At 69.8% G+C, this 12559-nt stretch carries 12 protein-coding genes; 1 reads left to right on the top strand and 11 read right to left on the bottom strand.

Annotation, left to right across the window (positions count from 1 at the left end; all coding sequences use genetic code 11):
- Window position 1 precedes the first annotated feature (1 nt).
- The 8 genes from L687_RS31035 to L687_RS31000 form a co-directional block, all read right to left on the bottom strand.
- Window positions 2-745 (bottom strand): alpha/beta hydrolase, encoded by a 744-nt coding sequence (locus L687_RS31035; protein ID WP_021199700.1) that lies wholly within the window; start codon window positions 743-745, stop codon window positions 2-4.
- A gap of 49 nt (window positions 746-794) precedes the next feature.
- Window positions 795-2087, bottom strand: coding sequence for a flavin-containing monooxygenase (locus L687_RS31030; protein ID WP_021199699.1), 1293 nt, complete (start codon window positions 2085-2087; stop codon window positions 795-797).
- A 99-nt stretch (window positions 2088-2186) separates the two neighbouring features.
- Complete coding sequence (locus L687_RS31025; protein WP_021199698.1) at window positions 2187-3344, bottom strand: mannitol-1-phosphate 5-dehydrogenase; 1158 nt, start codon at window positions 3342-3344, stop codon at window positions 2187-2189.
- Entirely contained in the window at window positions 3341-3775 is a 435-nt protein-coding gene (locus L687_RS31020) for a PTS sugar transporter subunit IIA (RefSeq protein ID WP_021199697.1), read from the bottom strand. The genes L687_RS31025 and L687_RS31020 overlap by 4 nt, the downstream gene beginning before the upstream one ends.
- Window positions 3772-5406, bottom strand: coding sequence for a PTS mannitol transporter subunit IICB (locus L687_RS31015; protein ID WP_029260571.1), 1635 nt, complete (start codon window positions 5404-5406; stop codon window positions 3772-3774). Before L687_RS31015 ends, L687_RS31020 begins: the two co-directional genes overlap by 4 nt.
- Window positions 5403-7088 carry a phosphoenolpyruvate--protein phosphotransferase gene (gene ptsP / locus L687_RS31010; RefSeq protein ID WP_021199695.1) on the bottom strand — a complete coding sequence of 562 codons (1686 nt, stop codon included), beginning with the start codon at window positions 7086-7088 and terminating at the stop codon, window positions 5403-5405. The genes L687_RS31015 and ptsP overlap by 4 nt, the downstream gene beginning before the upstream one ends.
- Window positions 7085-7363 (bottom strand): HPr family phosphocarrier protein, encoded by a 279-nt coding sequence (locus tag L687_RS31005; protein ID WP_021199694.1) that lies wholly within the window; start codon window positions 7361-7363, stop codon window positions 7085-7087. The genes ptsP and L687_RS31005 overlap by 4 nt, the downstream gene beginning before the upstream one ends.
- Entirely contained in the window at window positions 7360-7677 is a 318-nt protein-coding gene (locus L687_RS31000; RefSeq protein ID WP_031207284.1) for a PTS sugar transporter subunit IIB, read from the bottom strand. The genes L687_RS31005 and L687_RS31000 overlap by 4 nt, the downstream gene beginning before the upstream one ends.
- A 166-nt stretch (window positions 7678-7843) precedes the next feature.
- Here L687_RS31000 and L687_RS30995 point away from each other — a divergent pair, with 166 nt between their 5' ends.
- Complete coding sequence (locus L687_RS30995; protein ID WP_021199692.1) at window positions 7844-9766, top strand: BglG family transcription antiterminator; 1923 nt, start codon at window positions 7844-7846, stop codon at window positions 9764-9766.
- A gap of 11 nt (window positions 9767-9777) precedes the next feature.
- Here the strand turns inward: L687_RS30995 and L687_RS30990 are convergent, their stop codons facing one another.
- The 3 genes from L687_RS30990 to L687_RS30980 are packed head-to-tail and all read right to left on the bottom strand — an operon-like array spanning window position 9778 to window position 12544.
- Window positions 9778-10041 (bottom strand): HPr family phosphocarrier protein, encoded by a 264-nt coding sequence (locus L687_RS30990; protein WP_021199691.1) that lies wholly within the window; start codon window positions 10039-10041, stop codon window positions 9778-9780.
- 2 nt (window positions 10042-10043) lie between these two features.
- Window positions 10044-11714 (bottom strand): phospho-sugar mutase, encoded by a 1671-nt coding sequence (locus L687_RS30985; protein WP_021199690.1) that lies wholly within the window; start codon window positions 11712-11714, stop codon window positions 10044-10046.
- Window positions 11711-12544 carry a purine-nucleoside phosphorylase gene (locus L687_RS30980; RefSeq protein ID WP_021199689.1) on the bottom strand — a complete coding sequence of 278 codons (834 nt, stop codon included), beginning with the start codon at window positions 12542-12544 and terminating at the stop codon, window positions 11711-11713. The genes L687_RS30985 and L687_RS30980 overlap by 4 nt, the downstream gene beginning before the upstream one ends.
- Window positions 12545-12559: the final 15 nt, after the last annotated feature.

The following is a 12559-nucleotide window of genomic DNA, read 5'->3' as shown; positions in this document are numbered from 1 at the left end:
CTCAGGGCGAGAGCGGTGCGAGGAACTCGTCGGTCAGACGCGTGACCTCCGCGTGCATCTCGTCGCGGGAGATCGTCGGAGTGCCGTCGCCGTCCTGCGGTCCGTAGTCGCCGAAGGACGCGTGCGACGCCCCTTCGATCTCGACCATGTCGGCATCGGCGGGCAGCTGATCGCGCGCATCGGCGATCTTCTCGGGGGTGGACAGCCCGTCTTCGCTGCCGGACAGGCTGAGGACGGGAAGCCCAGTGCCGGAGAGATCGTTCGCGCAGTAGGAGGCGAACAGGACGAGCGCATCGGCGTCGTCCGCGAGCTGGCATGCACGCACGCCGCCCAGGGAGTGCCCGCCGACGCCCCAGACATCGACGTCGGGGGCCGCCGAGGTGAAGGCGTCGAGTCCGCGCGGGTCGAAGAACGCCAGGTTCAGCCACGGGCGTGTGATCACGACCGTGACGCCCTCTTCGGCCAGCCCCTGCAGGATCGCGGCATACGCCCACGGATCCACCTTGGCCCCGGGGATGAAGACGAGGCCGAGGTCCGATCTCCCGTCGGCGGGGGCGAGCACGATGCCCTGGTCGGCATCGGTCACGGTGATGGCCGGGTTCTCCCGCACCGAGGCGAGCGGCTCCGGCTCCGCGGCCATGACGCCGATCTGGGTCCAGGCGAGCACCCCGCCGACGGCGACGACCAGCACGATCGCGACGCTCCACAGCACGCGCTTCAGGATCCGGCGGGGCTTCTTCTGCACGAGACAACGCTACTCCGCCCGGTCGACGGTCGCTCGTCACCGAGGGGTGCTACGCCCGTGACTCCAGAATGCGCTTCTCGTTCCGGACGGCACCGCGGTAGGCGTCCTTGTTGACGTAGTAGGCCATCCGATCCAGGCCCAGGTAGCGGTAGCCGCCGGTCACATCGGGCCAGGGGCTTCCGGTCACACGATCGCGGAATCGCGACGCGCGCTCCGGATCCTGCTCGACCGCGTTCAGGTAGGCCGCGAGCAGCTCCGCCTGCTCGTAGCGGCCCTGCCAGCCGATGCCCGAGGCCTCGATCATGCCCATCACGTAGAGGCCGTTGAACGAGGCGGGGAAGACGTTCAGGAACAGCCGCGGCGCGGCACCGCGCCAGTGCAGGTGCTCGCGGTCGACGAACGGATAGTCGAGGGTGTAGCCGGTGGCGAGCAGCACGAGGTCGTAGTCGTCGGCGCTGCCGTCACGGAAGTGCACGCTCGCGCCGTCGAAGCGCGAGACGTCGGGACGGATGCGCAGATCGCCCTGCCCGAGGTGGTTCAGGACCATGGTGTTCACGATCGGGTGCGACTCGTAGATGCGGTAGTCGGGCTTCGGGAACCCGAACCGCACGGGGTCGCCGGTGAAGGCCCGCAGCACACGACTGTCGATGGCCTGCTTGATGCGCGCGGGGAGCGGTCGCCCCTGGTTGAGAGTGTCGCTCGGCCTGCCGAACAGATACCGCGGAACGAAGTAGTACCCGCGGCGGACGCTCATGTCGACGGATACCGCATGATGCACGGCGTCGACCGCGATATCGCAGCCGGAGTTGCCCGCGCCGATCAGCAGCACGCGCCGGTCCTTCAGCTGCTCGGGCGACTTGTAGGCGTGCGTATGCAGCAGCTCGCCTGTGAACTCACCAGGGAATGCCGGGATGTTCGGCTCGGCGAGCGTCCCGTTCGCGAGAACGACGCCCGCGTACCAGTGCGTCTCGTCTCCCCTGGGGCCGGAACTGGTCAGATCCCAGCCGCCGTCGCGCGGCTCGAGACGCACGACCCGCGTGTCGAAGCGGAAGAGGTCGGTGAGCCCGAAGTGACGGGCATAGTCGTCGAAGTAGTCCCTGAGTGCCCGGTGTCCGGGGTAGTCGACCCGGGACCGCATGGGGAACTCGGTGAACTCGGTCGTCGTGCGGGAGGAGATGAGATGCGCGGACTCGTACATCGTGCTGCGGGGATTGCTGATGTCCCACAGCCCGCCGACGCCGTGCGAGGCCTCGTATCCGTCCACGGAGATCCCGCGCTTCTGCAGGGCGCGCGCTGCGGCGAGGCCGGACGGACCAGCGCCGATCACGGCATATCTGTTCATGTGGCTCCCGGATACCTGTGTGTTCTCGCACCTCGTCGTGCGCGAAACGCCCCCGCCCACCGATCGTATCGGCAGGCGAGGGCGTCGACGGGTCGCGGCTCAGGCCCTCTCGATGTGCTGCTGGCGGGCGGCGACGGCATCCCGGATCAGCGGGAACAGCGGATGCTCGGGGTCGAGGCCCGTCGTCCGCGTGGTGAACCCTGCGGCCTCCTCCGCGCGCAGCAGCTGCTGCAGCTCGACCGACTGCTCGTCGGCCGGGTCGTCGAACTCGAGCGCTGCCGAGACGGCGGCGACCAGGGCCTCGGTGGACAGTCCGCGCTCCGCGGCCATGGCTGCGGGGCCCACGAACCGCTCGTGACGCGAGATCTTGCGCAGCGGCTGACGTCCGACCCGCTGCACGGTGTCGACGAGTGCGGGGTTGCGGAACCGGTCGAGGATCTTCGCGCGATAGGCGGCGAGATCCTCCGGGTCCAAGCCGTGCTCGGCGACCAGCACGGCCGACGTCTCTTCGAGGGCAGCCGAGACGCTCGCGGCGATCGTCGGATCGGCGAGGGCATCCGAGATGCGCTCGATGCCCGCACGGGCCCCGAAGTATGCCGTTGCCGCATGCCCCGTGTTCACGGTGAACAGCTTGCGCTCGATGTACGGCGCCAGGTCGTCGACGAAGTGCGCGCCGGGGATTCTCGGCAGCTCTCCGCCGAACGGTCCCGACTCGATCGCCCATTCGAAGTAGGGCTCGACCGTCACGTCGACGCCCGATCCCTCCGGCTGCGCCGGCACGATGCGATCCACGGCGGTGTTCGCGAAGACCGCTCTGGTCAGCAGCGTCTCGGCATCGGCTCCTGCTGCGGCGACGATCTCGCGGCGCAGCAGGTCGGTGGCGCCGATCGCGTTCTCGCATGCCATCACCTGCAGCGGTGCGGCGGCGGGGGAGCGCAGGGCCAGTCCCGCGACGATCGACGGGGCCACGAACCGCAGCACCGTCGGTCCGACGGCGGTGGTGACGACGTCGGCCGACGCGACCTCTTCCGCCACTGCGGCGGGGTCCGTCCGGCTGTTCACGGCACGGAATCCGGTGACGACGTGATCGGTCCCTCCGGGGCCGGCCTCGTGCACGGTGTACGAGTCGACCGCGTTGATCGCGTCGACCAGCGCGTCGGCGACGTCCGAGAAGACGACCTCGTACCCGCCCTCGCGCAGCAGCAGACCGACGAATCCGCGCCCGATGTTGCCCGCCCCGAAGTGGACCGCCTTCATCCCTCGTTCACCTCCGAGAGGAGGGCGTAGAGCTCCTCCGGGGTCTGCGCAGCGGAGAGCCGGGCCACGTCGTCCTCCTCGGAGAACAGGATCGCGATCCGGGAGAGGATCTCCAGATGCTCGTCACCCACGCCGGCGATGCCGATCACGAACGTGGCCGGGTCACCGGACCAGTCGACACCGCCGTCGTAGCGGACCACCGACAGGGCCGATGCGAGGATCGTGTCCTTCGCGTCGTTGGTGCCATGCGGAATCGCCAGCCCGTTCCCCATGAAGGTCGAGACGGTCTCCTCGCGCTGCCGCATCGCGTCGACGTAGGCCGGGGTGACGGCTCCGGCCGCGACCAGGATGTCGGTCGCCTCCTGGAGGGCCTCGTCGCGCGACGCCCCTCCGGGGTGGATGCGGACCTGTTCGGGGCTGAGAACACTCATTCGTTTTCCTTTCGCTGTTCACGCACCATCTCGACGACCTCTTCGTACTTGGGCGAGTTCATGAAGTTGTCGACCGACACATGGACCGAGTTCGGCGACTTCGCCTCTGCGCGCTCGGTGAGCTGCTGCTGCGTGATCACCACGTCGGCTGTTCCGTCGAGGTTCGCGATCGCCTGGTTGGTGACCGTGATGTCCTCGATGCCGGCCTTTTTGAGCTTGTTGCGCAGCACGCTGGCGCCCATGGCGGACGAGCCCATGCCGGCGTCGCAGGCGAACACGATGCGCTCGATCGGCGCGGCGGCGATCACTGTCGTGCTCGCGGCGGCAGCGGCCTCGGGGGACGAGGTCGCGGTCGACGTGCGCAGCGCGTCCATCGCGGCCGACGACTTGCCCTTGTTCGCCTCGGTCTGGGCGATCGCGTCACCGAAGGCGTCACCCTCGGCCTCCAGATCTCGCTTGCGGGAGGCACGCAGGATCACACCGGTGATGAGGAAGGTGACGGTGGCGGCGATGATCACCGACAGGTACACGACCAGCAGGTTGCCGACGCCCGGTCCGATGGCAGCCGCGGTCACGGCGATGATACTTCCCGGTGCGGCCGGGAATGCCAGGCCGCCGCCGAGGACCATGTTCGTGGTGACACCGGCCGCGCCACCCGCGATGAGGGCCAGGATCGTGGTCGGCTTGCTCAGCGCGTACGGGAAGTAGATCTCGTGGATGCCACCGAAGAACTGGATGATCGCCGCACCCGGTGCGGAGGCCTTCGCCGCGCCGACGCCGAAGAACGTGAAGGCGAGCAGCAGGCCGAGGCCGGGGCCGGGGTTCGCCTCGATGAGGAAGAGGATCGACTTGCCGGTCTCCGCCGCCTGCTCGATCCCGAGCGGGGTGAAGACGCCGTGGTTGATGGCGTTGTTCAGGAACAGCACCTTCGCCGGCTCGACGATGATCGACACCAGCGGCAGCAGGTTCAGCGAGACGAGCCAGTCGACAGCGCCGCCGAGGACGGTGCTGATGCCGAGCATGACGGGACCGAACGCGAAGAAGCCGACGATCGCGAGGAGCATGCCGAGGATGCCGGCGGAGAAGTTGTTCACCAGCATCTCGAAACCGGGACGGATCTTGCCCTCCCACAGCCGGTCCATCTGCTTGGTGATCCACGCGGCGACCGGGCCCATGATCATGGCGCCCAGGAACATCGGGATGTTGGTGCCGACGATCACGCCGACGGTGGCGATGGTGGCCACCACGCCGCCGCGCTCGCCGTAGACCATGCGGCCGGCCGTGTTCGCGATGAGCAGTGGAAGCAGGTACGTGACCATCGGTCCGACGAGGCCGACGTAGGCGAGGATGTTCCCGTTGTCGCCCTCGGCGACCGCGGTCATGGCACCCTGCCACCCGATGATGGCGGAGTCGCCGCCCCCTCCGATGATCTCGGACACGCCGACCCAGTGCCAGCCGAACGGGCTGTCCGCGCCGAAGAACCCGGCCGGGATGAAGAGCATCGTGATGAAGCCCCAGGCGATGAAGGCCGCGATGTTGGGCATGATCATGCCCGAGAGGAATGTGCCGAAGCGTTGCACTCCTACGCGGAGGCCGCCGGGTTTCGTGGCGGCAGGTGACGTCGTCGTCATGATGTCGTCTCTTTCTTGTGGAGGGGGAGTTCCGCGGCGAGCGTCGCCACGGCGGTTCGGGCGGAGGAGGCATCGTCGGCAGCCAGGGCGGCCTGGGCGAGGCTCCGCGCCTCGGACGGGGTGCGCTCGGACAGCGCGTGTCGTACGTCGGCGAGGGCCGACGGTGCCATCGAGAGGCTGGTCGCGCCGAGCCCGACCAGCACCACGGCGAGGAGAGGGTCGGCCGCGGCCTCGCCGCAGATCCCGACGGGCTTGCCGAGACGTGCGCCCGCATCGCCGACCTCGCGCACCAGGCGCAGGACGGCGGGGTGCCAGGGGTCCTGGAAGCCGGCGACCGAGCCGAGCATGCGGTCGGCAGCCATCGTGTACTGCGTGAGGTCGTTGGTACCGATCGACGCGAAGTCCGCATGGGCGAGCACGCGGTCGGCGAGCAGGGCGCTCGCCGGGATCTCGACCATGACGCCGGCGGTCTTCAGCCCGTATTCCCGAGCGAGGCCGGTGAAGTAGATCGTCTCCTCGACCGTCGCCACCATGGGGGCCATCACCCAGAGGTCCGCCTCCGTCTGGGCATCGGCTTCCGCAAGCGCGGTGAGCTGCTCGCGCAGGATGTCCTCGCTCGCGCGCAGCGCTCGCAGGCCCCGAAGACCGAGAGCCGGGTTCTCCTCATGCGCGTCGTTGAGGAACGCCAGCGGCTTGTCGGCGCCCGCATCCAGCATCCGGACCACGACCTTCTTGCCGGGGAACGCCGCCAGCAGTTCGCGATACGACTCGCGCTGCTGCGCGATGGTGGGTGCCTGCGCCGAGGACAGGAACAGGAACTCGGTGCGGAACAGCCCGACGCCCTCGGCCCCCCGAACGACCGCATCGGCCGCGTCTGCAGGCTTCCCCAGATTCGCGAGCAGCGCGACAGGCGTGCCGTCGGCGAGAGCGCCGGGAGTGGGTGGGGCCGCGTCGGCCGACTGGCGAGCGGCTGCGCGCTCCGTGGCTCGGGCCTTCTCGTCATCCGTCGGTTCGCGTGTGACGACGCCGCTGGCCGCGTCGACGATCACGGTCTCGCCGGTGGTGAGCATCTCGCCGTCGGCGACTCCGACGATCGCGACGATGCCCTTCTCCCGAGCGAGGATCGCGGTGTGGGAGGTCGGGCCGCCATCGGTGGTGATCAGCGCGAGCACCTGCTCCAGATCGAGGAGCGCCGTGTCGGCGGGGGCGAGGTCGCGTGCGACCAGGACGAACGGGTGTCCCGGGTTCGGAACGCCGGGGGCGTCGACGCCGCGGAGGCGTGCGAGCACGCGCTGCGCGATGTCGTCGAGGTCGGCTGCGCGCTCGCCGAGGTAGCCGCCGACGGCTTCGAGCGTGGCGCGGAATCCGGCGAATGCATCGTGCACAGCCCATTCGGCCGTCGCGCCCGCGTCGATCCGGCTGTCGACCTCGTCCTGGAGGGTCGGGTCCTCGGCGATCATGGCCTGGGCCTCGAGCACCTCCTGCGCGGATCCGCCGGCGGCCTCGCCCCGTTCGTTCAGCTCGTTCGCAACGGTGGAGACGGCGTCGCGGACTCGGGCGCGTTCCGCATCAGCACCCGCGGTGCTGGGTGTGTTCTCCGGAGCGGGCATCGCCTCGGCCATGCGGACGATCGGCCCCTGGGCGACCCCGAGACCGATCCCCACTCCCCGGAGCTCGCTCATGCGGAGTCCTGATCGTGGTCGGTGGTGAGGAGTTCGGTGAGCGTGTCGAGTACGTTCTCGGCGCCCTCGCCGTCGGCCGTGAGCGTCACGTAGTCGCCGTGCTCGACGGCCAGGGCGATGACCCCGAGGATGCTCGCCGCGTTGACCGGCTTGCCCGAGTCCTTGGCGATCGTCACGGCGATGCCGGAATCCTTCGCGGCCTGCGCGAAGAGCTTCGCGGGGCGGGCGTGCAATCCGTGCGAGGAGCCGATCCGAACGGTGCGGGTGGCGGTCATGATGTTCCTTTCGGGGTTTCGCCGGCGGCGGCGAGGATCGATAGGGCGAGGTCGAGCGTGCGCGAGCCGTCGAGATCGGCGAAGACGTCGTCCGGAAGCACCGCGACGGGCGCGCGCGCACCTTCGCGGATGGCGTCGAGGCGGTCGCTCAGATGAGGGCCGACGAGGACGAGGTCATGGTCGGATCCGGCGACGGAGCTCTCCATGCCGGCCGCCGCGTCCCAATCGAGACCGGCCGCGGCTGCCGCACGGCGGAGCCGCTGCGCGACGAACGTGCTCGATGCTCCCGCACCGCACACCACGAGAATCCTCATCGATGCCCACCCTTCCTGAGAACAGTCTGGGAACGGTGGAGGGGTGCGCGCCAACACGTTCCTTTCCGCCCCCGCGGAACAGGCCCTTCCGCCCGAGGGCGCCGGGCACCTGACATCATGGAGAACACGTCGAGACAGTGCGGTCAGCACGCGGAAGGGGAGGATCATGTCGCGCCAGCGCCAGGACCAGCTCCTCGCGGCGTTGCTGCGCCAGGAGGGGTGGGCGACGGCGGCGAGCCTCGCCGACCTGATGGGCGTCACCCCGCGCAGCATCCGCTCCTATGTCGCGGCGCTGAACGCCCGCACGCCCGGGGCCGCGGTGATCGAGTCGGGTCCTGCGGGCTACCGTGCCGGATCCGGCGCCCGTGGCGCGCTGCGGATGCGCCAGACGGGGGATTCCGCACCCCGCGACCGTCTGCACACCCTGGTACGGCTCCTGCTCGACGAGCACGGAGGCATCGACGTGTTCGACACCGCCGAGGATCTGCACGTCAGTGAAGCGACGCTCGAAGCGGACCTGGTGCGCGTGCGGGGTCTGCTCGACGGCACGGACCTGGTGCTCGAGCGCGAGCGCGAGACCGTGCGACTGCGCGGCAACGAGACGGCGCAGCGCCGCCTGCTCAGCAGGCTCGCCCACGACGAGATGGACGACGCCTCGTTCCATCCGGAGACATTCCGTCGGGCGCTCTCCGGATCGGCGGTGGCCGCCAGCGCGGTCGGGCCGTTCAAGTCCGCGCTCGTGCGCGAACTCGGTGAGCTCGGCTACTACGTGAACGAGCTCGCGATCTCCGATGTGCTGCTGCACATCGCGATCGCCGCCGAGCGGGTCGCCGCTGGACACACCCTCGAATCGACCCCGGCCGGCACCCGCGAGGAGATCCCGCGCGTCGGGACCGTCGTCGCCCGCCTCGCCTTCGAGCATTTCTCCGTGGTCCTCGGCGAGGGGGACAGCGGTCATCTCGCATCCCTCGTGCTCACCCGCATCGTCGCGCCGGGCGAGGACGCGACGCGTGAGGTCGCCCGCAGCGGCGTGGATCCGGGAGTCGAGGCCGCGGTACGCGCGGAGATCGCCCGAGCGGCGGAGGACTTCCAGGTCGACCTCGTCGACGAGACCTTCGTGCTGCGTCTCGCCCTGCACGTGCAGAATCTGCTGCGCCGCGCCGAGGAGAGCGCGCTCACCCGCAATCCGCTCACCCGGTCGCTGAAGACGACGTACCCGATGATCTTCGAGGTGGCCGTCTCGATCGCCAGCGGCCTGCACGACCGGGTCGGCACACCCATCCACGACGACGAGATCGCCTACATCGCCATGCACGTGGGTGGGCGTCTCGAACGCAGCCGCAAGGCCGAGTCGATCCTCACCGCCACCATCGTCTGCCCGGGCTATCACGAGTTGCATGAGCTGCTCCGCTCCAGCGTCGACCGCTCTCTGGGATCGGCGATCGAGGTCACGACCGTCGTGACCAACGTCGACCCCGACTGGGCGTCCTTCGACACCGACCTCGTGCTCAGCACGATCGAACCGGGGTCGTCCGGCGACCGATTCGTGCGCATCCAGCCGTTCCTGACCGACGCCGACGTCGACCGGATCCAGCAGGCGGCCGCTCGGGTGCGCCGGGGGCGCCGTCTCACGCGCCTCCGTGGGGAACTCGCCCGCTACTTCCTCGCCGACGCGTACGTGTTCCCGCTTCCCGATGAGGGGGAGGAGGCGATCATCCGTCGTCTCGGCGGTCTCCTGGTGCAGGCCGGCCTGATCGGCGAGGACTACGTCGAGAACACCATCGTGCGCGAGCGGATGTCGTCGACGGCGTTCACCGATGCACTCGCCGTCCCCCACGCACTCCAGATGACCGCCACCCGCACCGCGATCGCCATCGGCGTCGCGGACGGCTCAGCGGCCTGGGGTGGCGGACGCGTGCAGGTCGTCGCGCTCGCCGCGTTCAGCGAGAGCGATCGTGCGGCGTTCCAGACCGTGTTCGAGCAGCTCGTCGAAGTGTTCAGCGAACGCGAGAGCGTGCAGCGGATCGTCCGGAAGGGAACGACGTTCGAGGCGTTCCTCGATGAGCTCGTCGCTGTGATCGACGGCTGACGGCGCAGCGGTCACCCGCGGGGAGCGAGTACCTCCGCGAGCTGGTCGAGAACGGCCTCCGCCGTCGCGGAGGGCGCCGTCTCGATCACCACGGAGTCCCCGGAGGCGATCCCCAGGTCCATGACCGCCAGCACGCTCGTCAGATCGACGGTCGTGCCGTCGGCCGTGCGCAGGGTCACCGGAGCGTCGTGCGACTGCGCGAGTCGCACGAGCTCGGCCACCGGACGCGCGTGAACCCCGTTGTGCGCGCTGACGATGAGGCTTCGGACCGGCATGCTCAGGAGCGTTCGTCGAGGAGGGCGCGGACGCCCGCTTCGAGCTCCGCGACGGCGTCACGTGCGCTCTCGGCCGACTCCGCCCTCGCATCGATGTAGACCTTCAGCTTGGGCTCGGTCCCGCTGGGGCGCACGATCACACGGGAGCCGTCGCCGAGACGGTACCGCAGCACGTCTCCGGAGGGCTGACCCGGTGCGGCCTGCAGCAGGTCCTCGGCCGAGGCGATCGATCGGCCGCCGATGTGCGTCGGCGGGAGTGTGCGCAGCGCGAGCATCACGGAGCCGATGACGGCGAGGTCCTCGACCCGCACCGACACCTGACCGCTCGCGAAATGCCCGTACGTCTCACCCAGCTCGTCGAGCAGATCGACGAGCGTGGCTCCGCGATCGCGGGCCTCGGCGGCGAGGCCGAGGATGGCGATGGCCGCCGACACCCCGTCCTTGTCGCGCACGGTCTCCGGATTCACCAGGTAGCCGAGAGCCTCTTCGAAGCCGAAGACGATACCCGGGGCCCGGGAGATCCATTTGAAGCCGGTGAGGGTCTCGTGGAAGTCCAACCCGTGATGGGCGGCGATGGCGCCGAGGCCGGGGGAGGAGACGAGAGAGCAGGCGAGCGAGGCGCCCGGTGTGCCGGCCGCCGCGCGTGCGGCTCTCGCGCCGAGCAGGAGACCGACCTCGTTGCCGGTGAGACGACGCCAGCCGTCGGGGGCGGAGTCGTCGGGGACCGCGACGGCCAGTCGATCCGCATCGGGGTCGTTCGCCAGGATGAAGTCGGCCTTCACCCGCCGGGCTCGCGCGAACGCGAGATCCATCGCCCCCGGTTCCTCCGGATTCGGGAACGACACGGTGCGGAACGTGGCGTCGGGGGTGAGCTGCTCGTCGACGACGAACGGCTGCGGGTATCCCGCTTCCTTGACGATGCGGGACAGCGTCTCCCAGCCGACCCCGTGCATCGCGGTGTACACCCACCGCATCCCGGTCGTCCCGGCGGGTGCTGGCGCCACGGCCACGGTTGCCGCGATGTAGGCTTCGACGACCTCTTCGCCGGCCGTCTCATACTCGGTGGAGCGCGGCAACGTGGTGATGGAGCCCGCGTCGGCGATGCGCTGGATGTGCGCGGCGATCTCGGCGTCCGCCGGGGCGACGATCTGGGATCCCTGGTCGGCGCCACCGAGGTACACCTTGTAGCCGTTGTCGTTCGGCGGGTTGTGGCTCGCCGTCACCATCACGCCGGCATCGGCGCCGAAGTGGCGCACGGCGAAGGCGAGGACGGGCGTCGGGAGCAGGCGGGGAAGCAGGATCGCCCGCAGACCGGCTCCGGCGAACAGCTCGGCGGAGTCCGTCGCGAACACGCGGGAGTTCCGGCGCCCGTCGTAGCCGATCACGACCGTCGGGGTCGCGCCGTGCGACTTCTCGCGCAGGTAGGCGGCGAAGCCGGCTGCGGCCTGGCCGACGAGAACCCGGTTCATCCGGTTGCTGCCGGCGCCGAGTTCGCCGCGGAGACCCGCGGTTCCGAAGGCGAGGCGAGTGCGGAAGCGGTCGTCGAGGTCGGCGACGGCCTCTCGGTCGCCGGCGGCCGCACGTGTGATCACGCCGGCCAGCTCGTCGCGCGTCTGCGGATCCGGGTCCTGTCGCAACCAGGCGCGGGCCTGGGCGAGCCGCTCGTCGCTCACAGGGCCTCGACCACCCTGGCCAGAAGCGCGGAGATCACCGGTTCGGCCTCGCGCCCGGCCTCGATCACCTCGGCATGGCTGAGCGGTGTCTGCTGGATACCGGCGGCGAGGTTGGTGATGAGCGAGAACCCGAGGATCTCCATGCCGGCCTCGCGGGCGGCGATCGCCTCGAGCGCGGTCGACATGCCCACGATGTGGCCACCGATGTGCTTCGCCATCTGCACCTCCGCCGGCGTCTCGTAGTGGGGGCCGCGGAACTGCGTGTAGACGCCCTCGTCGAGCATCGGGTCGATCGTCCGGGCGATCTCGCGCAGACGCTTCGAGTAGAGGTCGGTGAGGTCGACGAACGTGGCGCCTTCGAGCGGAGAGTCGGCGGTGAGGTTGATGTGGTCGCTGATGAGCACGGGCTGACCGGGCGTCCACGTCTCGCGGATGCCGCCGGCGCCGTTCGTGAGCACCATGATCTTGGCGCCCGTCGCGGCGGCGGTGCGCACGCTGTGCACGACACGGCGCACACCGTGGGCTTCGTAGTAGTGGGTGCGCGCGCCGATGACGAGGACGTTCTTGCCGTCGGGGGTGCGGATGCTGCGCAGCGTACCGACGTGTCCTTCGAGCGCGGGCTTGGAGAAGCCGGTGACCTCGGTCGCGGGGATCGTCGCCACGGTCTCGCCGATGATGTCCGCGGCCTTGCCCCAGCCGCTGCCGAGGGTGAGGGCGATGTCGTGCTTCTCGACGCCGGTCAGACGGGCGATGTCGGCGGCGGCCTGTGCGGCGACCTCGAACGGGTTCGCGGTCGGGTCGTCGAGGGGGTTGCTGTGCGTTTCGGGCATGAATCCACTCTAGGA

This window comes from Microbacterium maritypicum MF109 (genome assembly GCF_000455825.1).
Classification (GTDB): Bacteria; Actinomycetota; Actinomycetes; order Actinomycetales; family Microbacteriaceae; genus Microbacterium; species Microbacterium maritypicum_A.
Note: the sequence above shows the minus strand (reverse complement) of the source record. Positions and strands in the feature narration are given on the sequence as shown.

Excerpts from the sequence above, each read along its gene's own strand:
- L687_RS31030 (WP_021199699.1), bottom strand. The coding sequence starts at position 2,087 with ATGAACAGATATGCCGTGATCGGCGCTGGTCCGTCCGGCCTCGCCGCA.
- L687_RS31025 (WP_021199698.1), bottom strand. The coding sequence starts at position 3,344 with ATGAAGGCGGTCCACTTCGGGGCGGGCAACATCGGGCGCGGATTCGTC.
- L687_RS31020 (WP_021199697.1), bottom strand. The coding sequence starts at position 3,775 with ATGAGTGTTCTCAGCCCCGAACAGGTCCGCATCCACCCCGGAGGGGCG.
- L687_RS31015 (WP_029260571.1), bottom strand. The coding sequence starts at position 5,406 with ATGACGACGACGTCACCTGCCGCCACGAAACCCGGCGGCCTCCGCGTA.
- ptsP (WP_021199695.1), bottom strand. The coding sequence starts at position 7,088 with ATGAGCGAGCTCCGGGGAGTGGGGATCGGTCTCGGGGTCGCCCAGGGG.
- L687_RS31005 (WP_021199694.1), bottom strand. The coding sequence starts at position 7,363 with ATGACCGCCACCCGCACCGTTCGGATCGGCTCCTCGCACGGATTGCAC.
- L687_RS31000 (WP_031207284.1), bottom strand. The coding sequence starts at position 7,677 with ATGAGGATTCTCGTGGTGTGCGGTGCGGGAGCATCGAGCACGTTCGTC.
- L687_RS30995 (WP_021199692.1), top strand. The coding sequence starts at position 7,844 with ATGTCGCGCCAGCGCCAGGACCAGCTCCTCGCGGCGTTGCTGCGCCAG.
- L687_RS30990 (WP_021199691.1), bottom strand. The coding sequence starts at position 10,041 with ATGCCGGTCCGAAGCCTCATCGTCAGCGCGCACAACGGGGTTCACGCG.
- L687_RS30980 (WP_021199689.1), bottom strand. The coding sequence starts at position 12,544 with ATGCCCGAAACGCACAGCAACCCCCTCGACGACCCGACCGCGAACCCG.